The sequence below is a fragment of the Pseudomonas sp. AB6 genome (genome assembly GCF_034314105.1).
Lineage (GTDB): Bacteria > Pseudomonadota > Gammaproteobacteria > Pseudomonadales > Pseudomonadaceae > Aquipseudomonas.
Genome location: NZ_JAVIWJ010000001.1, coordinates 3,779,013 through 3,804,368, shown reverse-complemented (window position 1 = coordinate 3,804,368; position 25,356 = coordinate 3,779,013). Strand labels below are relative to the sequence as shown.

21 protein-coding genes and 1 pseudogene are annotated in these 25,356 nt (G+C 53.4%); 4 read left to right on the top strand and 18 right to left on the bottom strand.

All coding sequences use genetic code 11. The features are described from left to right. Positions 1-11 precede the first annotated feature (11 nt). From RGW60_RS17975 to RGW60_RS17925, 12 genes and pseudogenes are all read right to left on the bottom strand, one after another. The gene (locus tag RGW60_RS17975) at positions 12-1,298 is read right to left on the bottom strand and encodes an MFS transporter (protein WP_322205839.1); all 1,287 of its coding nucleotides are present in this window, start codon (positions 1,296-1,298) and stop codon (positions 12-14) included. Between the two features lie 57 nt (positions 1,299-1,355). Next, the gene (locus tag RGW60_RS17970; RefSeq protein ID WP_322205838.1) at positions 1,356-2,324 is read right to left on the bottom strand and encodes a 50S ribosomal protein L11 methyltransferase; all 969 of its coding nucleotides are present in this window, start codon (positions 2,322-2,324) and stop codon (positions 1,356-1,358) included. 48 nt (positions 2,325-2,372) lie between these two features. Then, entirely contained in the window at positions 2,373-2,669 is a 297-nt protein-coding gene (locus RGW60_RS23860; protein WP_369125095.1) for a Rieske (2Fe-2S) protein, read from the bottom strand. Further along, a complete protein-coding gene (locus RGW60_RS17965) occupies positions 2,650-4,047 on the bottom strand; it encodes an iron-containing redox enzyme family protein (protein ID WP_322205837.1) in 1,398 nt (465 codons plus the stop codon). Before RGW60_RS17965 ends, RGW60_RS23860 begins: the two co-directional genes overlap by 20 nt. A 310-nt stretch (positions 4,048-4,357) precedes the next feature. Continuing rightward, positions 4,358-4,579 carry an Ada metal-binding domain-containing protein gene (locus tag RGW60_RS17960; RefSeq protein WP_322206962.1) on the bottom strand — a complete coding sequence of 74 codons (222 nt, stop codon included), beginning with the start codon at positions 4,577-4,579 and terminating at the stop codon, positions 4,358-4,360. Positions 4,580-4,715: 136 nt separating this feature from the next. Next, positions 4,716-5,833 (bottom strand): annotated as a pseudogene (ada, locus tag RGW60_RS17955) (bifunctional DNA-binding transcriptional regulator/O6-methylguanine-DNA methyltransferase Ada). Between the two features lie 71 nt (positions 5,834-5,904). Next, positions 5,905-6,525: a DNA-3-methyladenine glycosylase 2 family protein gene (locus RGW60_RS17950; RefSeq protein ID WP_322206961.1), complete on the bottom strand. Its 621-nt coding sequence runs from the start codon at positions 6,523-6,525 to the stop codon at positions 5,905-5,907. Between the two features lie 345 nt (positions 6,526-6,870). Continuing rightward, the gene (locus tag RGW60_RS17945; RefSeq protein WP_322205836.1) at positions 6,871-7,587 is read right to left on the bottom strand and encodes a 2OG-Fe(II) oxygenase; all 717 of its coding nucleotides are present in this window, start codon (positions 7,585-7,587) and stop codon (positions 6,871-6,873) included. 181 nt (positions 7,588-7,768) lie between these two features. Continuing rightward, positions 7,769-8,512 carry an L-cystine ABC transporter ATP-binding protein TcyN gene (tcyN, locus tag RGW60_RS17940; protein ID WP_322205835.1) on the bottom strand — a complete coding sequence of 248 codons (744 nt, stop codon included), beginning with the start codon at positions 8,510-8,512 and terminating at the stop codon, positions 7,769-7,771. A 3-nt stretch (positions 8,513-8,515) separates the two neighbouring features. Next, on the bottom strand, positions 8,516-9,184 hold the full coding sequence (tcyL, locus tag RGW60_RS17935) for a cystine ABC transporter permease (protein WP_322205834.1): 669 nt from the start codon (positions 9,182-9,184) through the stop codon (positions 8,516-8,518). Continuing rightward, positions 9,181-9,978, bottom strand: coding sequence for a cystine ABC transporter substrate-binding protein (gene tcyJ, locus RGW60_RS17930; protein ID WP_322205833.1), 798 nt, complete (start codon positions 9,976-9,978; stop codon positions 9,181-9,183). The genes tcyL and tcyJ overlap by 4 nt, the downstream gene beginning before the upstream one ends. 213 nt (positions 9,979-10,191) lie before the next feature. Further along, positions 10,192-11,184: a D-cysteine desulfhydrase gene (locus RGW60_RS17925; protein ID WP_322205832.1), complete on the bottom strand. Its 993-nt coding sequence runs from the start codon at positions 11,182-11,184 to the stop codon at positions 10,192-10,194. A 268-nt stretch (positions 11,185-11,452) separates the two neighbouring features. Between RGW60_RS17925 and epsC the strand changes: the two genes are divergently transcribed. Next, positions 11,453-12,409, top strand: coding sequence for a serine O-acetyltransferase EpsC (epsC, locus tag RGW60_RS17920; RefSeq protein WP_416194837.1), 957 nt, complete (start codon positions 11,453-11,455; stop codon positions 12,407-12,409). Between the two features lie 111 nt (positions 12,410-12,520). Continuing rightward, positions 12,521-13,558 (top strand): L-glyceraldehyde 3-phosphate reductase, encoded by a 1,038-nt coding sequence (mgrA, locus tag RGW60_RS17915; protein WP_322205830.1) that lies wholly within the window; start codon positions 12,521-12,523, stop codon positions 13,556-13,558. A 247-nt stretch (positions 13,559-13,805) separates the two neighbouring features. Here mgrA and RGW60_RS17910 read toward each other — a convergent pair whose 3' ends face one another. The 6 genes from RGW60_RS17910 to glnA all read right to left on the bottom strand — a co-directional run bounded on the left by RGW60_RS17910 (position 13,806) and on the right by glnA (position 21,526). Further along, on the bottom strand, positions 13,806-15,554 hold the full coding sequence (locus RGW60_RS17910) for an amidase (protein WP_322205829.1): 1,749 nt from the start codon (positions 15,552-15,554) through the stop codon (positions 13,806-13,808). Positions 15,555-15,781: 227 nt separating this feature from the next. Continuing rightward, the gene (gene ntrC, locus RGW60_RS17905) at positions 15,782-17,215 is read right to left on the bottom strand and encodes a nitrogen regulation protein NR(I) (RefSeq protein WP_322205828.1); all 1,434 of its coding nucleotides are present in this window, start codon (positions 17,213-17,215) and stop codon (positions 15,782-15,784) included. After that, positions 17,212-18,297, bottom strand: a complete 1,086-nt coding sequence (gene glnL / locus RGW60_RS17900) for a nitrogen regulation protein NR(II) (protein ID WP_322205827.1) — start codon at positions 18,295-18,297, stop codon at positions 17,212-17,214. The genes ntrC and glnL overlap by 4 nt, the downstream gene beginning before the upstream one ends. A 279-nt stretch (positions 18,298-18,576) precedes the next feature. Further along, positions 18,577-19,203 (bottom strand): DUF4124 domain-containing protein, encoded by a 627-nt coding sequence (locus RGW60_RS17895; protein ID WP_322206960.1) that lies wholly within the window; start codon positions 19,201-19,203, stop codon positions 18,577-18,579. Positions 19,204-19,393: 190 nt separating this feature from the next. Further along, positions 19,394-19,915 (bottom strand): DUF4124 domain-containing protein, encoded by a 522-nt coding sequence (locus RGW60_RS17890; protein ID WP_322205826.1) that lies wholly within the window; start codon positions 19,913-19,915, stop codon positions 19,394-19,396. 204 nt (positions 19,916-20,119) lie between these two features. Then, positions 20,120-21,526, bottom strand: a complete 1,407-nt coding sequence (glnA, locus tag RGW60_RS17885) for a glutamate--ammonia ligase (protein ID WP_322205825.1) — start codon at positions 21,524-21,526, stop codon at positions 20,120-20,122. Between the two features lie 334 nt (positions 21,527-21,860). On the opposite strand from glnA, the gene thiI reads away from it, so the two are divergent. Both thiI and typA read left to right on the top strand, forming a co-directional pair. After that, on the top strand, positions 21,861-23,315 hold the full coding sequence (gene thiI / locus RGW60_RS17880; RefSeq protein WP_322205824.1) for a tRNA uracil 4-sulfurtransferase ThiI: 1,455 nt from the start codon (positions 21,861-21,863) through the stop codon (positions 23,313-23,315). A 140-nt stretch (positions 23,316-23,455) separates the two neighbouring features. Then, complete coding sequence (gene typA, locus RGW60_RS17875) at positions 23,456-25,276, top strand: translational GTPase TypA (protein ID WP_322167007.1); 1,821 nt, start codon at positions 23,456-23,458, stop codon at positions 25,274-25,276. Positions 25,277-25,356: the final 80 nt, after the last annotated feature.

Sequence of the window (25,356 nt, the reverse complement as noted above, 5' to 3'; positions counted from 1 at the left end):
CAATTCTTCCGTCAGCTGTTAGTAGTACCAGGACGTAGCGTTGTATTAGGCTCGCGCATATCGGCGAGAATGCCACGCCGGATGAGTGGCAGCAGGCACAGTACGGTGCCTATTCCGCCGAACCACAGGGTCCATTCAAGTCCAATGTATTTAATGACTAGCGAGGTCAATACACTGCCTAAAGGAATGGCTCCCCAGATCATGAAACGTTGCACTGAGTTCACTCTTCCCAACAGAGCTAACGGAGTGGCTGTCTGCCTCAACGTCAGCGAGGTTGGACCAAACACACCTTCGCCCAAACCATGAAGCACACTGGCGGCTATGAGGCCTGCAATCGAACCCGAGGCGCCGAAAACGGCAATTAGAAACAGCCCGGAAACAGAAGTCGCTGCGGCAATGACCAGCGTGCGGGAAATACCGAAGTGATTCATTAATCTAGATGAGATGAGGTTGGCGACAGGAAATCCTGCGGCTGCCGCGCCTATCACCAGGCCGATGGCGCTGGGGGAGAGCAAAAGAACGTCCTTACAATAAAGAACCAGACTGGTTTCAATGAAGGTGAGAAACAGAACGTAAACCGCCCCGCATAAAAACACGGGTTCCAGTTTGGGGTGTGAAAATACAAATTTCAGGCCGGCCTTTATGTCCGCCACGATGGATGTGCTTAAAGGCAACGGCTTCGTTAAATCCAGCGCGGCGTCGACATTTCGAATGGCCCCTAACGTGAGCGCAGACACCAGGAAAGAACCGCCATTAAGGAGAATCGCAATCGGCGGGGCAAATACAGCAATCAAAGGGCCCGCTGCTACAGGTCCCAATGTGCGCGCAACCGATTCGGAAAAGAACAGCTTGGCGTTTCCCTTTTGAAGCTCAGACGCCCCTGAATATATTTGCGGCAGGAATGAGTTATAGGCCACTTGGAAAAAAACGGTTGCGGTCCCTGCAACAAACACCAACGCCATCAGTGCGGGGAACGTCATCAGGCCTTTAATCGACAGTAATGCAATGCCTGAATACACGACCATCTGAATCAGGTCCGCCAAGACCATGGTTTTTCGTTTCGGCAGTCTGTCGACCAACGCCCCTACCGGAAGTCCGAAAAGCAGGAAGGGAATAAACATTACAAAGGGCAGCAAAACCGCTTGGGCGGCTGAAGCCCCTACTGTTTGCACCGCGAGAAGTGGTAGCCCAATAACTAGAAACTGATTACCAAACAGGCTCAGAGATTGACCAGACCATAGCAAGTTGAAATTTTTATGTGCGGTGCGCCGCACTGGGTCTGTTTTATCAGTGTCCATCCTGCATCTCCTGATGTATTAAAGTTAGCCGCCCCGTATTCGGGGCGGCCGAAAATATCAACTGGCGATACTTTCAAGTAGGCTCGGTGACAGATTTTTCCCGAACTGGACCCCGCCACAGCTGATGGATAAAGGTACTTGGTAGTCATGTCCTTTTCTGACATAGATTGGGTAATCGAACAACTGGACGGCCTGCATCCAGTGAGAGCGATTGTTGTGAGGATCATTGGACAGGCAGTTATCCTCCTTAAGATAAAGGTCGAACCAAAAAACAATCCCATGAGCCAGTGCATTAGCATCAGCCGTAAAAGTCACCTGCGAGGATTCATCAAAGGAAAAACTGGTTCCAAATTGAGCGCTATAAAACTCCGCGGTGTTACTCACTAACCGATGCGGCCAAGTTTGTAGGCGAACCGGAAAATACCCCGCCGTTCTGAAATTGTTAAACGCACTGACATCCAGGCCAAAAATATCATCATAGACATAGTTCAGGTTGGCTACATCCTGGCTGGATAACAAACAGGCATGAAGTTTTACGGCTGCAGGGATCACTTCAGCATGAGGCTTTAGTAACTCACGCTGTGCATGAAGTAGCGCGTAGCCGAATCCCTCTCCGAAAAAACCACAATCGACTGTTTCTGAAATCATAACATCCATGTCCAGAGGGATATCAATTCCGGAAACGAGGTCGGTGGAAAGTTTATTAATTACGGTAATGTTATGTTCAAGCCCATTGACTCGAATGATTTCCCGGGCCTTGACAGCTACCCGCATATTGCATTCGCAGGTATAAACATGTTTTGCACCCTTCTGAGCAATCAGCATGGCTAACAGCCCGGAGCCAGTGCCAATGTCTAAAACGTTTTTTCCGGAAAAATCAGTAGCTTCAATGGCATCAAAAAATGCTTGATTACGTTGCTGATCGTTCAGCATTGCAAAGTGCCACCGAGGAATGCTGTCGGCAGAATGATCGGTCATGTCAACGGTGTTAGAGCTAAAAACGGGTTCACTATTTTCACTCAACATGTTACATCTCCGAGAAAATTAGGCGTAACTACTAAAGGTAGTTATTGATCAGACGTTCTTAATGAGACGTTCGAAATCCTGAAGCCCAACCCACACAGTTTTTCTGTTTTCAACGTATGGAATATCCAGATAACGAATGTGGCACTTTCTTGTTTTTCTGCCATGCCATGGACATGTAACCCAATTGTCATCCTCAAGACCATGCGTCAAGGGACCACCTCGGTGTTGGCATGTCATATCCTTAAACTTTATTTCACCTTCCTCGCCACGTAGCATCTGTATGTATTTTAGGGCTGTCTTGATAACCGTCACGCTGTTCGAACGATCAAAGGCTATAAGTTGCATACTGACGATAGTCCCCAATGGAAAGGATTCTGTACTTGCAATTCTCGGAAAGCACCAAGGCCCCATGGAGCCGGTTGCGTGCGATCACGACGCACTCGCCCGCAGCCAAATCGCTGAAGCAGTCAGGGCCATGACAAAAGCGAAGTAGGCCTTCGTCCACGATGCAGAATTCGTCCCCATCATGTACATGCGGAACCGAAAGTTCGCCTCTGGGCTCGTTCAGATGGGCAACCGGTATATTTTCAATATTAGCCAGAACAGTGGCTTTGATGTCCATGGCAAGTTGGCGGTAGTCGGAGCGTTTGTTCATCCAAGTGATTTGGGCGCAAAGATCCTCCTCCATGATGTGTTGGAGGATGCAGGCCATCTCTATACCCTTAACGAAGTCGGGATAAATGGAAGCTCCAAACCTGTCTGCCAGGGGAAGTAAAATTTCATTCAATGTCATGGAGCCATGGTAGCTATCGATATGAACGTGTTCGGTGTAATACCTCGTATCGGCCTCAGTGAAAACGTGCTGTATTAACGTTTTGACGCGCCCACAGTACGGGCCGAAAGCGTTTTCTGCATAGGTGATCGCTCCGACATATTCAAAAAAGCGTTCGGGGCTTCGCGTTAGCATGTGGAAGTAGTTATTGTTCAAAAGTGATGAGTTGAGATAAAAATTCCAATACGCATGTGAGTTATCAAGCATCCCTACAGACTTTAGCGTTTCCTTGAATAGCGTGCTGTGTTTGGCTGCATGTTTCCCATAGCCAAACTCATCCAGAAGTACGCGAAACATCGCTGATTGAGCTTCACCATAATCGCCTTTTGCAAACCTTGCCATGTGTGACGATTCGGGTAGAAAGTCCACCGCATGTTGCATAAGCAGAAAGCGCACCATCAGTGGCTGGTCAGTGGCGAGATGAATCAAACTGAGGGAATCGTTGACGATTTCCGTTGAAGGCTCCAGCTTTGTAGCTAAATAACGCTGAAACAGTTCCTTGTTCCATTCACCGCCGACGTTTACTTCATTTTGCAAAATTCCAAAGACTTTTAATTCGAGGTCGGGAATCAGGTCGGCTGCAAGAGTTCTCAATGCTGGGTTATAAGCAATCTTCAGGTCCGCGACAATATGTTCTGAGGTGTCCGGGAGATAAAGAAAGTCCTGCTCATAAAGCGCCGTCATCGTGCGGTTCATCGTAAAAGATGAATAATTAAGCAGTGTTTCTCGTGTGACGCTTTCAAAGTTTATGTAAGGAAATGCCTGCGGTCGAAGAGGGCGTTTCCAGACACTGGTTTTCTCGGTCCAGGATTCTCCGTCGCGGTAAATGTCAAACTTCCCTAGGCACGCTATGCGACTGTCAAAGTCATTTTTTCCCAATGCATGTTCCATTGCATTACTCCCAAGCCATAGATTCAGTCGATTAAAAACCAAGCATTTCATTACTTGCTTCTTTCTTCGTGCATCTTTTTGTACGGCTTTGACACGGTGTCCGCTCGACAGCGCTAGCAGAAGTAGCAGGCGGGGAGTTCAAAATATTGTGAAACACATCGGCGAAAACTCCGTTTCTTGCTTTTATATTATTTTTTTGTACTGGGTTGTTCTCAGGGCTTTCTGACAATGTTGAAAACCCTAAAGTTTGCTGAAATGCCCACGCAAAAACGGTCGTAAATCGACGAAAGATTCCACGGCGTGTCTCGCTTCAATTTGACAACTTCCAGCGTCGATATTCGACAGGCATGCACCTGAAGCAGGGCCGGAAACCTGCGGACCTGGCGGTTGCCTCATCAACAAAAAAAACCCTATTGCGCGTGTAACCGCCTTTGCTCAGGGCTAGCAGCGCTGCGGGGCAGTCCAGGCGGCCAAATATCTTGTTCCTACGATGTCCTCCAAATTGACCGGGCTCGATACTTAGGCAGGACATGCCATCGGGGCCGATGAGTTTCCACATGCGCATTACGTTCACACTCCGTTGCCCACGGGTATTTTCAGAGCACGGCATGAGCGACGTTACCGGTCGGTCTGGCAGTGTTACCCGGCTGCTAACGTCCGGGTTTTTACTAGATCAACCCCGCGGCCAATGGCAGCTCTTCAGACAAATCCCTTTTTTCCCGCTCAAGTAACTTGCGCTTGCGCTCGACTCCCCATCGGTATCCGGACAATGTTCCGTCACTGCGCACAACGCGATGGCATGGAATAGCCACAGCGAGGTTGTTGGCGCCACAGGCGTTCGCAACCGCCCGCACTGCGCTCGGCATGCCTATGCGAACCGCGATGTCGGTATACGTGGCAGTCGCCCCGGCAGGAATGTCCCTCAACGCCTGCCACACACGTTCTTGGAAAACCGTGCCTCGGATATCAAGTGGCAATGCAAGGCCGACGGCCGGCGACTCTACGAAGCCCACGACTTCAGCAACCAGTCCTTCGAACTCTGCGTCGCCGCCAATCAGATTGGCATTTGGAAACTGGTCCTGAAAACTCTCAACCAGAATATTCGGATCGTCGCCCAGCAAAATCGCACAGATACCGCGCGCACTTCGTGCTACTAGAATCGACCCGAGCGAACTCTCACCTAGTGCAAACTTGATGTCGACGTTGGCCCCGCCCGCCCGGTATTCAGTGGGTTTCATGCCGAGAATTTTCTGAGAGGCTTCATAGAACCGGCTGTTGGAATTGTAGCCTGCCTCATATAGTGCGCTGGTGATCGTCCCGGACTGAGAGAGCTGGTCCCTGACCCGCGAGCGCAACGAGGCGACGCTGTAGGCTTTTGGCGTTAGCCCTGTGATTTTTTTGAAGATGCGGTGAAAGTGAAAGGTGCTCATCCCGACCTTTTGGGCCATGTCACTCAGGTTGGGGACGAAATCGGACGCGTCTATCATCCTGCAGGTTTCGGCAACAGTGGCCGCGTGTTTGAGCGCTATCGTTTCCTGACTGCTGTCGCCACGCTTGGAGGGACGAAAACCCGCTGCTTCAGCTTCGAGTGCGGTGTCGAAAAAACCACGTTTTCCGGCCGCGGGAGCTTGGTCGGGCTGCGAGGCCTGCAATAAACACCTGTCGTCAATACGCCATACACGAAGTCCGCGCCAACGTCCGCCTGTCGATTTATCAAGACACTCCAGCGCGGATCGTCTTCTGTCCTTGGAACGCGTTTTGCTGCCGGAACCTTTGTGCTGTCCATGGTTTTGCTCCGTCTTTGAATTTCCTTGAGCCTATCTCTGAAAGAAAGCATCAGCACCCCGAGTCTTGCTTTCAAATTTGTGACGACGTCTTTTCGAACAAATCGGAAGGCACTCGCCATAGATACCATGCGGCGACTGTACGAAATGGGCTAAACCGCTCCGCTATCCTTGTCATCTCTCTAGAACTAGGTTTGAGGGCCAGTGCATACAACCGCCTATGGCCTTCGCATACGCCAAAGTCACTCGCGGGCATGACGTCTAATTGCCCCAGACCATAGATAAGCATCATTTCTACTGTCCAGCACCCCACGCCTGGCAGTTGGATCAGGCGCTTAATGAGTTCATCGTTTTTCATGGCAAGCGCCTCGACCACATCGGGCACCAGCCCACTGGCCCTTGCAGCGGCAATCGCTTTAATTGCCCGGCATTTAGATGCCGAAAACCCACAGCCTCTTAGCGCTTGATCATCTAACTCTATTAACTCGTTAGCGCCCGGAAAACTTACCCCTGGAAATAGCTGTCGCAACCGCATCACCATGGCGTCGCCCGCCTTGGCATGTAACTGTTGATAGGCGACTGCCTTAATCAGAGCCTCAAAAGGATCTTGAGCGGCCGTTGCCGGGTGGGCGCAAGGTCCTACTCGATCAATAAGGGCTCGCCACTGACTGTCTATGGTCTTGAGAAACTCCATCGCCTCAACATGCGAGGCCACCGTTACTTTTTGACCGGCCGCTTCGCTAGTCTGCTGCGCTGCGGCTATCTCGAACTTATCTGATTCTAGTGACATCGTATTTTCCAAAACGGAATATCTGACCTGAAGGGAAGCTTAATGTGAATGAGCCGTCGCAGTTTCTGCAGATAATAGCGTTCTGTTTTAAACCCATCAGGCGTATCGTCCTCTTGATTCTTTTTGCAGAGCGAGAGCTCGCCATGTTCAACCCCCGTCGCACTCGATGAAAATCGGAGGGCTGTAGTTTAATCGGCTGGAAATTTAGTATTTAACGGCGGCTAATAGCTGACCCACTTGGATGAGGCGTCATTGGGCGTCGTGAAAAATGACCCCTAAGGTGAATCGATTGCCGGTAAGAATTTCGCTGACGCCGTGACGAGCGAAGACCGAATAGAACCCTCTGGTGCCTTTTACAGGGCGTCGGTTCACAGAAAAAATTACCGCGTCGCCGATGTCCAGCGGCACAACGCTAGCTCTCGATTGCATCCTGGGACGTTGCTCGGTGATCACAAACTCACCGCCAGAGAAGTCATCGTTTGGTTTAGACAAAAGAATAGTCATTTGCACGGGGAATAGAGTGTCTCCGTAAAGATCCCGGTGCAGGCAGTTATAGTCACCCACGCCATAGCGAAGCAACAGAGGTGTAGGTCGGGTCTGGTTCGCTCGGTGGCATTGACTCACAAATACTTCGTGTGATTCGGGGTACCTGTTTTCGATGCCAAGTTTCTCATTCCAATAGTTCGCCAATGGCACTAAACGGGTATAGAAACTGGATCTCAATGTCGCAACGGGCTGAGGCAGTGGGTAGGCGAAATACTTGTATTCCCCTGATCCAAAGCCGTGTCTCTTCATATTGATACACGATCTGAATCGGTGGTCTTGAGGATAAAAATCGATGAGCCGTCGGCAACTATCCGGTGGCAGCAGCGCCTTGATAACGGTAAATCCGTGATCATTCACACGGTGTAGGTGCTCGCTCCATTTTTCTGAGTCAAGTCTTGTTTCCATCGCCAGTTCGAGCATCTGCCTTCCTTTATAGGTTGCATGCAGACCAACATACCGCTCGCGCCCAACAACATGCCTCCCGTTTATTGCTCTCAAATTTATGAAGTGATCCAGTCTTTCGGGATTCCAAAGGACGTGGGCCTCACACAAACAAAAACAGCGCCCAATGGGCGCTGTTCTATTGATGCAAAACTAACCGTCAATTACGACTTCGCTCCAAGAACTGCCGAGTGCGTTCTTCCTTGGGATGAGCGAACAGCGTTTTGGCTTCGCCTTGCTCGACGATCACCCCCTTGTCGATAAAGATCACCCAGTTGGCAACATCCCGGGCGAAACTCATCTCATGGGTGACAATCACCATGGTGCGTTTTTCTTCTGCGAGTGCACGAATAGTGGTCAGCACTTCCCCTACCAACTCCGGGTCGAGTGCTGAAGTGGGCTCGTCGAACAAAATGACTTCGGGCTCCATGGCCAACGCCCGCGCAATCGCTACCCGTTGCTGCTGACCGCCAGACAAGCGTCGCGGGTATGAATCTTCTTTACCGTCGAGCCCGACCTTGGCCAGTAAAGCCAGCCCGAGTTTGATCGCTTGTTCCTTGGCCATCTTCTTGACCACCAATGGCCCTTCAATAACGTTCTCCAGCGCTGTGCGATGCGGGAACAAGTTGAAGTTCTGAAAGACGAAACCTACGTGCTGTCGTAACTGCCGGATAAGGCCCTGTTGCTGAGTCAGCGGCTTGCTGCCATCGATCTTGATAGCACCTACCTGAATGCTGCCACTGGTGGGTTCTTCAAGAAAGTTAAGGCAACGCAACAGTGTAGTTTTGCCCGATCCGCTTGGGCCGATAATGGCTACCACTTCACCGGCTTCAATGCGCAGGTCGATGCCGTCTAGAACGGTTTGACCATTGAATTGTTTGGTCAGTTTTTCAACCACGATCATGTTTCAAGACTCCAGATCATGTCGGTTGACCCTCGCTTCCAGTCGGTTTTGCAGGTGCGCGAGTAGGCTGGCGAGAATCCAGTAGATCAGGGCCGCAGCCAAGTACATGGTGAAAATTTCGAAGGTGCGCGCTGTGATCAACTGCGCCTGCCGAAAGAGTTCAGGTACCTGGATGGTGGCGGCGAGCGCGGTGTCTTTGACCAGCGAAATGAAACTGTTGCCCAACGGCGGCAGGGCGGTTCGTGCGGCTTGCGGCAGAATGGCGCGTCTCATGGCTTGCGCACGGGTCATGCCGATGCTGGCGGCAGCTTCCCATTGCCCACGGTCCACGGAACCGATGGCGGCACGCAGAATCTCGCACGCATAAGCGGCCATATTCAGCGAAAATCCAATCAGTGCAGCAGGTATAGGATCGAGCTCGATGCCTAGTTGCGGCAAACCGTAATAGATCACGAACAATTGGACCAACAACGGCGTGCCGCGAAAAAACGACACGTACACCCGCGCAATACCGCTCACCAACTTGAGACGCGACAGACGCATCAACGCCAGGCCAAAGCCCAACAACAAGCCGAAGAACATTCCGCCCAGGCTGAGGATGACGGTGTAATACGCGCCCTTCAGCAAGAAGGGCGCGGAGTCCAGCGCTAGCTTTAGACTCTCTTCAATCATTGGGTCACGTCAGAGCCGAAGTACTTCTGTGACAACTTGGCCAGCGTACCGTCCGTGCGCAGCTTGTCGATGGCGGTGTTGACCGCCGCCACCAACTCAGGCTCACCTTTGCGGATCGCAATACCGGCTTCCTGGCGGGAGAATGCTTTGCCGGAAGCTGCCAGTTTATCGTTGGTTTTTTTGACCATTTCCAGCGCAGCGAGGCGGTCGACGAGGATCACGTCAGTACGGCCAGCCATCAAGTCTTGAAACTTGGTTGGATCATCGTCGTAGGTTTTGACTACTGCGCCGGGCACGTGTTCTTTCAGCCATTGCTCGTAGTTCGTACCCAGACCCACGCCGACTTTCTTGCCGGACAGCGATTCAGGCGTTGGAAATTTGTCTGCGTCTTTCTTTTGAGTCAGCGCCTGAATGCCGGAGATGGTGTAAGGCTCGGAGAAGTCGTACTTCTTCTTGCGCTCTTCAGAGATGGTTACCTGGTTGATCACGACATCCAGACGCTTGGATTCCAATGCTGCAAGGATGCCGTCCCACTTGGTCGGTTGCAGTTTTGCCGTCACGCCCAACTGTTTGGCCAGTGCCTGGGAGAACTCGACTTCAAAACCGGCGAGCTTGCCGTCTTCACCCACAAAGCTAAACGGTGGGTAAGTGCCTTCGAGGCCGACGCTGATCGTCCCGCTGCTTTTGATTTTTTGCAGTTGATCCCCGGCAACGGCTTGCCCAATCAGGCTGGAGCCGAGCACGAGGCTCAGCGTAGAAAGAAGAAATGTCCGGCGGATGGCAGCAATATTCATGAAAAGCCCCTTATTTATTTGAATGTCAGGCAAAAATCAGACCTAACGAAAACGACTGTGGCCGTGAAGCATATCCAACGTAACAGGCGGCGTTATTCCACTTGTGATTCCTGACGCGAACGCGACTATAAGACAGTCGGCGTAACCGTTTAAATACTAAAAAGTATTTTGTATATCTCTTAATGGAATAAAAACGTGTGCTGTCTTGTTAGCCTAAAACACGTCCGGATAAGCGAACAGCGCGGGCGCCCCCCCGGTGTGCAAGAAAATAATCGGACCCTCATCAAAACGCTGACGCCCGTGACCGTCGAGCAAGCCTGCCATGGCTTTGCCGGTGTATACCGGATCAAGCAAAAGCCCTTCTTGACTAGCGACCAATTTGATTGCCGCCAGGGTTCCGGCATTCGGAGCTCCATAACCAGGGGCAAAGTATTCGTCCCACAATTGGACCTTGAAGCTGCCCGGTAGATCGATACCTAGCAGTTCGGCAGTACGCTCAGCCAAGTCCTGGACTTTCGGCCGTTGTGCTTCGTCGCTACGAGAAACCGTAACGCCGATTACCGACAGATCGGGCAGCGCCTCGCTAAGCCCCAAGGCCAACCCGCTGTGCGTACCTGCACTGCCTGACGCAAGTACCACGGCCGAGAATGCCAAGCCTGTTTGTTGGATCTGGTCAGCCAGCTCCAGACCTGCCCGCACATAACCCAAAGCGCCCAGCGCATTGGATCCTCCGATAGGGATGCTGTACGGTTTTTTGCCGCTGGCCCGTAGACGCATCGCAAGAGCTTGCAACTGGTCGTCGGCGTTGTTCAGGTTATCCACGAGTTCGACCTTGGCGTCGAAGAGGCTCAGCAGCAGGCGATTGCCATTGCTGACGTAATTGGGATCGTTAGTGGCCAAGGGATTTTCCAGCAGCACTACGCACCCCAGACCCAGGCGCGCTGCCAGGGCCGCTGTTTGTCGCGCGTGATTGGATTGCAGTCCACCGGCAGTGATCAAGGTATCTGCGCCCTGTGCCAGCGCATCGGCCGCCAAGTATTCAAGCTTGCGCACCTTGTTGCCGCCCAACGCCAGTGTTGTCGTATCGTCACGCTTTACATAAATGTCCCGGCCCACCCAAGTGGATAACCGCTCAAGCTTTTCCAGCGCGGTGGGTGCGCCAAGTAATTCAAGACGATTAAAGCGGGTGAGCTGATGTTTGATCATGGTGGTTTAAATGGCCAGCGAAGTAAGTCGATGGACTATAGGCAGTCACGCCGGGTGGCTGCAACATTTGTATATACCTATAGCGATGCCGTAGACGCTTGCCCGCGATGGCCCGCCTCGCGGGCAACTGCGCCTAACCTGACGGTAAGCTGTAAGAAGCGCGCAGCGTATCTGCCAGATAAAAGACCTTACTTAAATTGTTATTTTTTCGTGTCTAAGGTTTGCCGTAAAGTGGGTCAATCATCGGCGTGAAGCCTAAAGAGGAGTGATGAGCGTGAGCGATATTTCAGACGCATCCGCCGACAACCGTGCTGGCAACTGGCAGTTGCAGCAAATCGTTAGTCAACTGCGTGAAGCACGGGATGATTGGCGCCAGCGTAATGGCCGGGTCAGTGGAGAGCTGGGTGGCCGTGAATTGCCTTCGCGCGCCGCCATGCGCGACATTCTTGAAGCGCTGTGCGGCGCACTTTTTCCGATGCGTTTGGGCCCGGTAGACTTGCGTGAAGAGAGCGAGGACTTTTATGTCGGCCATACCCTCGACGTCGCGCTTAATGCTTTGCTGGCTCAGGCACGTTTGGAGTTACGCTATGTGGCGCGCCAGCGAGGCGATGAGGTCAGCGCTGTCGAAGACCATGTAACTCGGTTGATTCAAGAGTTCGCTGCCGCGCTTCCCACCATGCGCGTTCTGCTCGACACCGACGTATTGGCTGCTTACCACGGTGACCCGGCTGCGCGTAGCGTCGATGAAGTGCTGCTGTGCTATCCCGGCGTGCTCGCGGTCATTCATCACCGTTTAGCCCATCACCTGTACCGCGCGGGTTTGCCATTGTTGGCGCGAATCAGTTCTGAAATTGCGCACTCAGCCACCGGTATCGATATCCACCCAGGCGCGCAGATCGGTGGCAGTTTTTTTATCGATCACGGGACGGGTGTGGTCATCGGCGAAACCGCGATCATCGGCGAGCGGGTGCGTATCTACCAAGCCGTGACCTTGGGCGCGAAACGCTTTCCAGCAGACGAGGACGGTCAATTGCAGAAAGGCCACGCCCGCCATCCGATTGTCGAAGACGACGTAGTGATCTATGCCGGCGCGACGATTTTGGGGCGCATCACCATTGGCAAAGGGTCTACCGTAGGCGGCAATGTTTGGCTGACCCGCAGCGTGCCAGCAGGCTGCAACGTATCTCAGGCGAACTTGCTGCAGAAGGATGATTGCTTGAAGTAACGCCATTCCCTGTTTGTTCGATCACTCAAAAGGGCTCAGCTAATAAAAAGCGGGAACTGCGTGTCCGGTTAAGGAGTCGCAACCCAATACACCTTTACGAGAGAGGATTCGATGACTTATATCGCTGCCGAAAACCGTTATGAAGCCATTCCGTACCGCCGCGTGGGCCGTAGCGGGTTGGTCCTGCCTGCGTTGTCGCTGGGCCTGTGGCACAACTTTGGCGACAGCACGCCGATGGATACTCAGCGTGCATTGCTGCGCACGGCGTTTGATCTGGGCATCAACCACTTTGACCTGGCCAACAACTATGGTCCTCCGTATGGCAGCGCCGAGACCAACTTTGGCCGTCTGCTGCGCGAGGATTTCAAGCATTACCGCGACGAACTTATCATCTCCAGCAAAGCCGGCTGGGACATGTGGCCGGGACCGTATGGCCAAGGTGGCGGATCGCGTAAATACGTGCTCGCCAGCCTCGACCAGAGCTTGCAGCGCATGGGCCTGGACTACGTGGATATTTTTTATTCGCACCGCTTCGACCCGTTGACCCCACTGGAAGAAACCGCCAGCGCATTGGCCACTGCGGTGCAGCAGGGCAAGGCGTTGTACATCGGCATCTCCTCGTATTCCGGAGCCAAAACCCGGGAGATGGCGGCGCTGCTCAACGAGTGGAAAGTGCCGTTGTTGATTCATCAACCGGCGTACAACTTGCTCAACCGTTGGGTAGAGCGCGACCTGTTGGACGCCACCGACGATCTTGGCGCAGGCGTGATTGCCTTCACCCCGCTGGCTCAAGGCTTGCTGACTGACAAATACCTCAACGGCATTCCCAAGGATGCGCGAGTGAATAAGCCGGGCGGTGGCTCGTTGCAGGCTGCGCACCTATCTGAAAGCAACATCGCTCATGTGCGTGCCCTCAACGAGATCGCTAAGCGTCGGGGGCAAAGCCTTGCGCAATTGGCGTTGGCCTGGACGTTGCGTGATCCGCGTATCACCTCGGCGCTCATTGGTGCGAGTCGTCCTGAGCAGATCGTTGAAAACGTCGGCGCACTGAAAAACCTTTCGTTCACCCAGGATGAGTTGAAAGAAATCGACAGCTTCGCGGTGGAAGGTGGGATCAACCTGTGGGAAAAGCCGTCGACTGATCAGTAAAAATAAGGGGGCAGACCGGTTTTTAAACGAACATAAAAAATTCTGTCCCCTGATGTTGATCCGAACTCTGCGGTGGCAGCAGATCACCTCCCGATGGCGAAGCGCAGTATGTACGGGTAATAGATCAACCCTTGGGTCGGCTGCCACCGGACCGCGAAAAACGGCGCTGGGGCTGACTTTGCGGATGCGGTTAATAACAACGGATTCTGTAAGGGCGTCCACCTAACGGTGAAGAACGAAATCGGAGTCATCGTGTTCTTCTCCCTTCCAGAATCTTCACGGGGTCAGTCGAAAACTCAGGTGGTATCTGCAAAATACCGAGGGGCGGAGGCAGCGGTTTTTTACGCGGGCCGAATGTCGGATCTGTGGGCGCCGCGCGGTGGTATTCAGGGAATCGATCCTGAAAGTCGATCGCGGCCTGAACCACCAGCGGCTCACTAAAACGACGTCCCCAAAATGCCGCACTAATGGGCATTGGGCTAATCAAGCCGGTGTCTCCGTACCCGATAGGAAATGTAACCATCGGCCACGCCAAGGCATTGGGCAGCTCGACGTAATGGCGCCGCACGGGTATCTGCTGACCATATGGATCTGATCGCAGGCCGATATGGGCACCTATAGGCAAGACCATCATGAAGTCGATGTTGTATTGATCTAGCGCCTCCTCAAAGAGCCTCTGTTGCTGTCGCCGACGATTTTCGGCTTCTATTCGAACACTCAACGGAATGCGGCCAATGATTGAATAAAAGTCAGGTCGAATGTCAGCCAGCAGTTTATCGCGTTGATCGGCATCCTGGAGGGAATTGGCGAACTCTAGTATCGCCGTCCAATGATTTGTTTCTAGCTGATTGCAATAGCTGGTTCCGGCAGGTCCGTTGATCAATAGCAAGGGTTGTCCGCCATCATCCACTAGCTCATAAAATGGCGTCGGCCAGAGATAGGGACTATTGCCTTCCTCGCGCAAATCCAGACCGGGGAAGTTGACCACTGCGGCACCAAGGTCCGACAGCTGTCCTTTAAACCGGTCGAATGCATTTTTGTTGTCCAAGTCATAGGATTCACTGGGCGGTTTGCCCAACTCCAGCCAGTCTGTCTGAGGAATGCCAATAGTTAAACCCGCGAGCGGTTGTGGGCCCGGACGACTGCTGATCGGCAATTGGATGGGCGGAATAGGAGCAGATAAGGTTTGTGGGTCATTGAGCTGATCGACCCCTGCAATCACTGAAAGAATCAGCGAGGCGTCGCGCATCGAGCGCGCCATGGGGCCAACGATGTCAAACCCTGTTCGTAGTGGCATGACCCCTGCCCCGGAGACAAGACCCAGTGAGGGTTTAATCGCACTTACGCCGTTGACGGCGGCTGGAATGATGATGGACCCGGCGGTTTCTTCGCCTAGCGCCGCTGCAACGAGTCGGGCAATCGGGGCCACAGCTGAGCCTTGACTGGAGCCGCCCGGGGGGCGTTCTGGATCCCAGGCATTACCGGCAAACTGGCCCACGACATCACCGGAATGTTCTGAACATATGGTGTGTCCGATCAGCACTGCACCTTGTGCACGAAGTCTGCCAACGCACGTGGCGTCTTCGAGAGCGAAGTTAGTGTTGTAGGCCTGTGTTCCGTTTTTGCTCTCGCGACCTTTTATACCAATCGAGTCCTTTAAGCCCATCGGAATACCGCACAGCGGCGGAGCTACTCCCCGTTCATCGTTGGGATTTTGTAACCAGAGGTCGGCTTCGCGCGCCTGTGCTAGTGCTTGCTGTCGGTCGATACGCACAAATGCGTTGTAGCCGCCGTTTGCACTGTAAGTTTCAAACGGACCGTTGAGCTGGTCGATGCGTTGCAGATAGGCGACGGTTATGTCGTGTGACGTCAGTTCATGACTTCGAAACAAAGTCGCCATTTCGGCAATTTCGTAATCGACGATTCGATCGCGCAGTGGGATTGAGGATCGAGGCGGGAGGGCCGCGAGCAGGCGGGCGTTGAGTGCTGTATCCATAGCGGTTGCTCCTTGTCTGACCTCGCGTATAGGGGTCATTTCAAGAGCTAATCACGTTGGGGAAGGGTCGTAAACTGGTAGAAATGACAGGTAGGCTCAAATCACGGGAAATTCAACAGCGCTTTCGCCAACGAGTTCGCTTCCACAGGGTATAGACATGCCCTGAGGGAGCGAATTTATTCGCCAGGCCACAACGCGGTATCAGGACACTGCGTTGGGATGTTGACTCAAGCGTCGTCGCCTTCGTCCTCGTCGCCATCGATTTTCATGCCCAATTCCTTGATCTTGCGGGTCAAGGTATTGCGGCCCCAACCGAGTAACACAGCGGCATCGCGACGGCGACCGGCGGTGTGCTTTAGGGCCGTTTCGATCATGATCCGTTCAAAGGTTGGCACCGCGCTGTCGAGCAGGCTCGATTGCCCGCGTGCCAGCGCCTGATCGGCCCACTGACGGAGCGCGTGCTCCCAATTGGTGATCGGCGCAGCATCGTGGGGCAGGCTCAACAGCTCAGGCGGCAAGTCACTGACATGTACTTCACGGCCGGACGCCATGACGGTGATCCAGCGGCAGGTGTTTTCCAGCTGACGCACGTTGCCAGGCCATGGCAGATGCTTGAGGTATTCCTCGGTTTCCGCCTTGAGCAGTTTCGGTTCCACCGCCAGTTCTTGCGCGGCGCGGGCCAAGAAATGCTTGGCCAGTGTTGGAATATCTTCACGACGATCGGACATCCGAGGAATGTGGATGCGGATCACGTTCAAACGGTGGAACAAATCCTCACGAAACTTACCGGCTTGCACCAGAATTTCCAGATTCTGATGGGTCGCAGCGATGATCCGTACATCGACCTTGACCGGCGTGTGCCCGCCGACTCGATAGAATTCACCGTCCGCCAGTACACGCAGCAAGCGCGTTTGTGTATCCGCCGGCATATCGCCGATTTCATCGAGAAAGAGTGTGCCGCCGTCTGCTTGTTCGAAGCGACCGCGACGCAGGTTGGCCGCACCCGTGAACGCGCCTTTTTCGTGGCCAAACAGCTCGGACTCCATCAAATCCTTGGGAATCGCCGCCATGTTCAGGGCAATGAACGGCGACGCTGCGCGAGGGCTGTGACGGTGCAATGCGTGGGCAACCAGTTCTTTACCGGTGCCTGATTCGCCATTGATTAACACGGTGATATTGGAGTGACTCAGGCGACCGATGGCGCGAAACACTTCCTGCATCGCTGGCGCTTCGCCAATGATTTCCGGGGTGCGGGTCAGCGCGGGCACGACTTCCATACCTTGCTGTTCTTGAGCGTGCTGATTGGCGCGCTTGACCAGCGACACAGCCTCATCAACGTCAAACGGCTTAGGCAGGTATTCGAACGCACCCCCCTGATATGACGCCACGGCGCTGTCCAGGTCTGAATGGGCAGTCATGATGATTACCGGCAAGCGCGGGTGTTGTTCGCGAATTCGAGCCAGCAACTCAAGACCGCTGGCACCCGGCATGCGGATATCTGAAATGATCACGTCCGGTTGTTGACGCGCCAGGCGGCTCATGACGCCGTCGGCGCTATCGAAACTTTGGGTGGTCATGCCTTCTTGCTGCAGCGCTTTTTCCAAAACCCAACGGATAGAACGGTCGTCATCGACGATCCAGACAGTTTCACTACGGCTCATGACGACGCTGCTCCTTGTTCCAGCGGCAGAAAGATCGAGAAAGTGGTGTGGCCAGGATGGCTGTCGCACTCAATCAGTCCCTGATGCTGGCTAATAATGTTCTGGGTAATTGCGAGGCCAAGCCCGGTACCACCGGGGCGGCCGCTGACCATTGGGTAAAAAATGGTCTCCTGCAGGTCGGCTGGGATGCCTGGGCCGTTGTCGATAATTTCGACCTTGGTCACTAACCGATGGCGCACATGGCCTATGGTGAATTGACGTAAAGCTCGCGTACGCAAGCTGATCCGCCCCAGGCGCAACTCATTCTGGCCGCTTATCGCTTGCATGGCGTTGCGAACTATATTGAGCACGGCCTGAATCATTTGCTCACGGTCGATCAATACGTCAGGAATGCTTGGGTCGTAATCGCGTACCAGAGTGATGCAGCCTTGGCTTTCGGCTTCCACCAAGCTGCAAACGCGTTCGAGCACTTCATGCACATTGGTCATGGTCAGCGATAGCATCTTGTTTGAACCCAGCATGCGGTCGACCAGATTGCGCAGCCGGTCGGCCTCTTCGATGATGACGTTGGTGTAATCCTTAAGGCTCTCTTCGGGCAGTTCGCGCGCCAGCAGTTGTGCGGCCCCGCGAATCCCACCGAGGGGATTTTTGATTTCGTGAGCTAACCCACGCACTAACATTTTAGTGGTTTCCTGCTTGGACAGCTGGGCTTCTTCCTTGGTGATACGCAGCAAGCGATCACGCGGATGCACCTCCAGCAGGAGCAAGGTCTCATTTTGGTTCAGAATTGGCGTGACGGTGTAATCGACGGTGAGCGTTTGACCGGTGAGCGCCGTTAGCATCGCTTCGCGCTTAGTAAACGGGTGAGCCTGTTCCACGGCTTGACGCAAAGAATTCAACGCTTCTACGGATTCGGTAAATAACTCACTGATAAATTGCCCGTGGCTGCGTTGACCGCTTATTGCCAACAGCATTTCCGCTGCGGGATTCATGTACTCAAGTCGCAAGTCGGCGTTGAGCAGAATAGTTGCAGTTGTCAGGTTATCGAGTAACAGCCGGTGCAGCGCATCACTGATAGTCATAAATTCTCGTTGACCTCTTTTGGCACATTTCAGCCGGCGCGGCCCTAGTCTAGCCTTGCCGCGATTGGGCATCCTGCTGATACGGTGCTTGGTTATCGGGAAGTAGCAAAAACCAAACCAAGCTCCGAAAAGAAGCGTTTAATTCGCAAAATCGAGCTTTTTTCGGACAGCGGGTCCGCCGGAAGGGTAATTCTCGGTTGTTTGCGAACCAAAGTGGGTAACGATACCAGCGAGTTTAGAAATATTTGCACCAATAAAGAGCGTCACCTATTCGCATGCTCATAAGAACGGCAGAAAACTACTTTTTTCTGGGGGCTTGTCTGCAAGCGGGCATTCGGGCCTAACCCCATAGTCTTCATTTGTGCAGGGTTGCGCTTGGCGCTTTTGCGCCAGCGTGATGCGCAGCATATGAAATTCCTGGCTCGGTGTACGTTCGAGCATACGCCCGGTTTCATCGAGAATCTCGACAGCCAGTAAATGGGTACCTCGGTCAATATTGGTCAGTGGAAATACCGGGCTTCGGCCCGCTTCGGCAATAGGTTTTCCGTCCAGCAGTAGACGGTATAAGTGCCCTGGTTGCAGGTCGGGGTCGTTGTTGACGCTAACGATCAATTCACCGGCCATGTTGCGCACAGTGGCGTCGGGCTCGGGCACCAAAATTCGCACTAATTGGTAATGAAACAAAGGCCGCGGTTTTGCAGTGGCGGGCCTGGTTTTCGCGTCTTTGCGGGGCGAGAGGGTGCCGGTCATGGTGTTGCTGGGGGGAATATCGACCCGATGAGCGCCGCTGTGGGGCTGGTCGGTGAATACTCGGTTTCCCTGCGCGTCGACGTAGGTATAAACGTCAGCGCTGGCCGTCAATGCAATCAGTAGCCCTCCAACCAGGCAACAGATAAACCGTTGAATCAAAAAATAGCTGAGTAGGACAGCGCTTGCCCGCGATGAAGCGTCAAGCTTTACCAATGAGCTTCGGATGCCACTGCACGATTGAGCTACTGATTTTACGGCTGCTGCGTAGCCGGTCGCGGGCAAGCGCACTCCTTCAGGTAATGTGTTTATTGTGCGAAAGCGCGGCGTCTCATTGGCTGACAACACTTCAGGGTTTCCCAAGATGAACTCGCTGCACCGTCGTCGTGACGGTTGAGCTTTGCTGAATAATTCTGTCTCCACTCATAACGCGTACGGCCAAGCTGTGCTCGCCACGCTCCAAGTTCACTACTTGCAGGCGCGGCACATTAGTGGCTTGGCCGTAGTTCATGCCGTCGACGACCATCTGCAACAGGTGTCCAGGCTGTAAGCGCGGTTGAATGGCCACGCCAACGCTGAACGTGCCGTTGTTGGCGCGCAATGCCTCGTCGGTGGGCAGGTTGGTCAGTTCCAGCAGGCTGTAGGCACTTGATGGCTGAATTTTTTGCCCCGAAGTCGGATCATTGTTCTGCTCAGTCAGCTTTTTAGCATCAACGGTATTAAGCGGTGGTAAGTCCACGGTTTGACTAGGTGTGCCGTTGGGCGGCTGATTGCTGTAGGCGGGGTTGCCATTGGCATCGGTGTATTTATAAATCTGCGCAACCGCAGGCAAGGTTACCAATAGCAGCAGATAGATAAGGCTTCGACGCATGGAAACTCCAAAAGCGCGTTCAATTCAAGCGCTGCCAAAGGCCGTAAGTGGAAGCCGGCGCCGTTAGGTTGGCGGGCCAGCATAGAACACAATCGGTTTAGATAGGCCATGTGATGCATTGGTAATGAGACAAATTATAGACAACCACAAAAAAGGCCTCCCGAAGGAGGCCTCTTATGCATCAAAGCAGCTGACGTACCTGGATTAGCAGCTGTAATACAGCTCATATTCCAGTGGGTGTACGAATGTGCGTACTTTGATTTCTTCTTCGCTTTTCAGGCCGATGTAAGCGTCGATGAAGTCGTCGCTGAATACGCCGCCTTTGGTCAAGAACGCACGACCTTTGTCCAACTCTTCCAGGGCTTCTTTCAAGCTACCGCAAACCTGTGGAATCTCTTTCGCTTCTTCAGGCGGCAGGTCATACAGGTTTTTGTCAGCAGCGTCGCCAGGGTGGATTTTGTTCTGGATGCCGTCCAGGCCAGCCATCAGCAGTGCTGCGAACGCTAGGTACGGGTTGGCTGCTGGATCCGGGAAGCGTGCTTCGATACGGCGAGCTTTAGGGCTGGACACGTAAGGAATACGGATCGAAGCGGAGCGGTTACGTGCCGAGTAGGCCAACATTACCGGTGCTTCGAAACCTGGGACCAGACGCTTGTACGAGTTGGTCGAAGGGTTGGTGAAGCCGTTCAGTGCTTTACCGTGCTTGATGATGCCGCCGATGAAGAACAGGGCGGTGTCAGACAAACCGGCATAACCTTCGCCAGCGAAAGTATTCTTACCATCTTTGGCGATGGACAGGTGCACGTGCATGCCTGAACCGTTATCGCCATAAAGAGGCTTCGGCATAAAGGTAGCGGTACGACCGTAAGCATCCGCGACGTTGTGCACGCAATATTTCAGGGTCTGAACTTCGTCAGCTTTCTTCACCAAGGTGTTGAATTTAACGCCGATTTCATTCTGGCCAGCCGTTGCCACTTCGTGGTGATGAACTTCGATGACCAAGCCCATTTCTTCCATTGCATTACACATGGAAGTGCGGATTTCGTGGTCATGGTCGAACGGAGGTACTGGAAAATAGCCGCCTTTGACACCTGGCCGATGGCCTTTGTTGCCGCCTTCGATATCCTGGTCGGACATCCATGAACCTTGTTCGGAGTAAATTTTGAACATGGAGCCGGAGATGTCGGATTTGAATTTTACTGAGTCGAAGATGAAGAACTCTGGCTCTGGACCGACGAAAACAGTGTCGCCGATGCCAGTGGACTTCAAGTATTCCTCGGCACGGTGAGCGATGGCGCGTGGGTCGCGGTCATAGCCTTGCATGGTCGAAGGTTCGATGATGTCGCAAACCAGGATAATGGTTGGGTCTTCGGTGAACGGGTCAAGCACGGCCGTGCTGTCATCTGGCATGAGGATCATGTCTGATGCTTCAATGCCTTTCCAGCCAGCAATCGAGGAGCCGTCGAACATTTTGCCGATTTCAAAGAAATCTTCGTCCAGCGCATCGCGAGCCGGCATGGTCACATGGTGCTGAATGCCTTTGGTGTCCGTGAAGCGCAGATCAATCCATTTGACGTCATGATCTTTTATGAGTTGAACCGACTTCGACATAGTGTCCTCCGGGTGGCTTCGGGCCAGGGTAGTGGATTGGCCCTTCGAAATTTGGGTGATGCCGGGCGCGAATATCGGCCAAGGCAGCCTGCCTCACAAGGGAGCAAATTGCATGCCAGTGCCCCGAGTTGGGTTTTTTGCTTGAAACTCAGGCACTCACGCCATTAAAGCTGATATTTGAAATATTTGATGCGTCATTATGATGCCCTAATTTCGGGCAGCGATCTTTTTTGGTGCGCGCAGTGTAGTGTTCAGAATAACTGGTTAAACGTTGAACAATTTCCGCTATAATTCTGCCCCCACTTTTTCGGCTGGCACCTCGCGCGCTGTATACATGAAACTAATCGTAAAAGTCTTCCCCGAGATCACTATCAAAAGCCGGCCGGTGCGCAAGCAATTCATCCGCCAGTTGGCCAAGAACATCCGTACCGTGCTCCGTGATTTGGACCCGGAATTGGTGGTGGTCGGCGTGTGGGACAATCTTGAGGTCGAGACCAAGGTCAGCGAGCCCAAAGCCTTGCATGAGATGACTGTGCGTCTGAGCTGCATGCCGGGCATCGCGCATTTCTTGCAGGTCGCAGAATACCCGCTTGGTGACATGGACGACATTCTCGCCAAGTGCAAGGAGCATTTCGGCGCCGCTTTGGCAGGTAAAGTGTTTTCGGTCCGGTGCAAGCGTGCTGGTCGCCACACGTTCAGCTCCATGGATGTCGAAAGATACGTCGGTAGCCAGCTTCGCCAGCAATGCGGCGCTGCCGGAATCTCCTTGAAAGCACCTGATATTGAAGTGCGAATGGAAATTCGCGACCAACGGTTATTTGTTATTCATAGTCAGCACAACAGCATCGGCGGTTATCCGCTAGGCGCCCTTGAACAGACCCTGGTGTTGATGTCCGGTGGTTTCGATTCGACGGTGGCGGCTTACCAGATCATGCGCCGCGGGCTCATGAGCCACTTTTGCTTCTTCAATCTCGGCGGTCGCGCTCACGAACTGGGCGTGATGGAAGTCGCTCATTTTCTCTGGAAGAAGTACGGCAGCTCGCAAAGGGTGCTGTTTGTCAGCGTCCCATTCGAAGAAGTTCTCGGAGAAATTCTCGAGAAAGTCGATAACAGTCATATGGGCGTGGTTTTGAAGCGTATGATGTTGCGCGCTGCGTCTTCTATTGCGGATCGGCTTGAAATCGACGTGTTGGTCACCGGTGAAGCTATTTCCCAGGTTGCCAGCCAAACGCTGCCGAACCTGTCACTCATCGATGCTGCGACTGACAAGTTGGTATTGCGCCCGCTGATCGCCAGTCACAAGCAAGACATCATCGATCAGGCTAACGAGATCGGGACTGCCGATTTCGCCAAGCACATGCCTGAATATTGCGGGGTGATTTCGATTAACCCCAAGACCAACGCCAAGCGCAACCGCGTTGAATACGAAGAACAACAGTTCGACATGGCCATTCTCGAGCGAGCGCTTGAGCGAGCAAAACTGGTAACAATTGATCGAGTAATCGACGAGTTGAGCCAAAGTGTCGACATAGAAGAAGTCAGTCAAGCACTGGCCGGTCAGGTCGTTATCGACATCCGTCACCCGGATGTTCAGGAAGACCAGCCGCTGGAATTGTCTGGCATTGAGATACAAACACTGCCGTTCTATGCATTGAACAGCCGTTTCAAGGAACTGGATTACACGCGCCAGTACCTGCTGTATTGCGACAAAGGCGTCATGAGTCGCCTGCATGCTCATCATTTGCTCAGTGAGGGGCATGCCAATGTGCGCGTTTATCGACCGAGCTAAGTGCCCGGGGCTGTTTGCCTGTGGCTTGCGTCACCGGCCCCCCGACGCCAGTCGTCCAGCCGTAACGGCTTAGGCCGACTCTACTGTAATAGCTGCCTACACTTAGTCAGCTGACCGAATCCTCTGATCGAGATACACAAGTGATCGAAAATCTACGCAACATCGCCATCATTGCTCACGTTGACCATGGTAAAACCACCCTGGTAGACAAACTCTTGCGTCAATCCGGCACCCTGGAACGCAACGAGCTCAACGACGAACGCGTGATGGACTCCAACGACCAGGAGAAAGAACGCGGTATTACCATTCTCGCGAAAAACACCGCGATCAACTGGAATGGCTACCACATCAACATCGTGGACACACCAGGCCACGCCGACTTCGGTGGCGAAGTAGAACGTGTAATGTCGATGGTCGACTCCGTTCTGCTGTTGGTCGATGCTCAAGACGGCCCTATGCCGCAAACCCGTTTCGTGACTAAAAAGGCTTTCGAAGCCGGCCTGCGTCCAATCGTGGTTATCAACAAGGTTGACCGTCCAGGCGCGCGTCCGGACTGGGTTCTGGATCAAATCTTCGACCTGTTCGACAACCTGGGCGCTACCGAAGAGCAACTGGACTTTAAAGTCATCTACGCCTCTGCCTTGAACGGTATTGCCGGTCTCGACTACAACGAGATGGCTGACGACATGACGCCGTTGTACCAGGCTGTTGTCGATCACGTTCCTGCTCCACAGGTTGACCGTGATGGTCCGTTCCAGATGCAAATCTCGGCACTGGACTACAACAGCTTCCTGGGCGTCATCGGTGTTGGCCGTATCGCTCGTGGTCGCGTCAAGCCGAATACCCAGGTTGTTGCGATTGACGCTGATGGCAAGCGCCGCAACGGCCGTATCCTGAAACTGATGGGTCACCACGGTCTGCACCGCGTTGACGTTGAAGAAGCAGCTGCCGGCGACATCGTCTGCATCAGCGGCTTCGACCAGTTGTTCATCTCCGACACTCTGTGCGACCCACTGAATGTTGAAGCGATGAAGCCGCTGACCGTTGACGAACCTACTGTTTCGATGACTTTCCAGGTAAACGATTCGCCTTTCTGCGGTAAAGAAGGCAAGTTCGTCACCAGCCGTAACATCAAGGAACGTCTGGACAAGGAATTGTTGTTCAACGTTGCTCTGCGCGTTGAAGAAGGCGACTCTGCCGACAAGTTCAAAGTGTCTGGCCGTGGTGAGCTGCACCTCTCGGTACTGATCGAAACCATGCGTCGCGAAGGCTTCGAAATGGGTGTTGGTCGTCCGGAAGTGATCATCCGCATGGTTGACGGCGTTAAGCACGAACCCTACGAAAACGTCACCATCGATCTGCCAGAAGATTCCCAAGGCGCGATCATGGAACAAATCGGTATCCGTAAAGGCGACCTGACCAACATGGTTCCGGATGGCAAGGGCCGTGTTCGCCTTGAATACAACATCCCGGCTCGTGGTTTGATCGGCTTCCGTAACGAATTCCTGACCCTGACTTCAGGCGCCGGCATTCTGACCAGCATTTTCGACCGTTACGACGTGATGAAGTCGGGCGACATGTCCGGTCGTCAGAATGGCGTTCTGGTTTCGGTTGCTACCGGTAAAGCATTGACCTACTCGCTGGAAACTCTTCAAGCGCGTGGCAAGCTGTTCCTGGGTCACGGCGAAGACGTGTACGAAGGCCAAATCGTCGGCATCAACAGCCGCGACAACGACCTGGGCGTTAACCCAACCAAAGGCAAGAAGCTCGACAACATGCGAGCTTCCGGTAAAGACGAAACCATCGCTCTGGTTCCGCCTATCCGTTTCACTCTGGAACAAGCGCTGGAATTCGTTCAAGAAGACGAACTCTGCGAAGTGACTCCAAAGTCGATCCGCCTGCGTAAGAAAATTCTTGGCGAAAGCGAGCGTACCCGCGCTGCCAAGAAAAACGGCAACTGATGTAAGTAGCCGTTAAAAAAACGCCCCCGACAGCGATGTCGGGGGCGTTTTTGTTTGTGAGGCAGATGAACGATGGGACC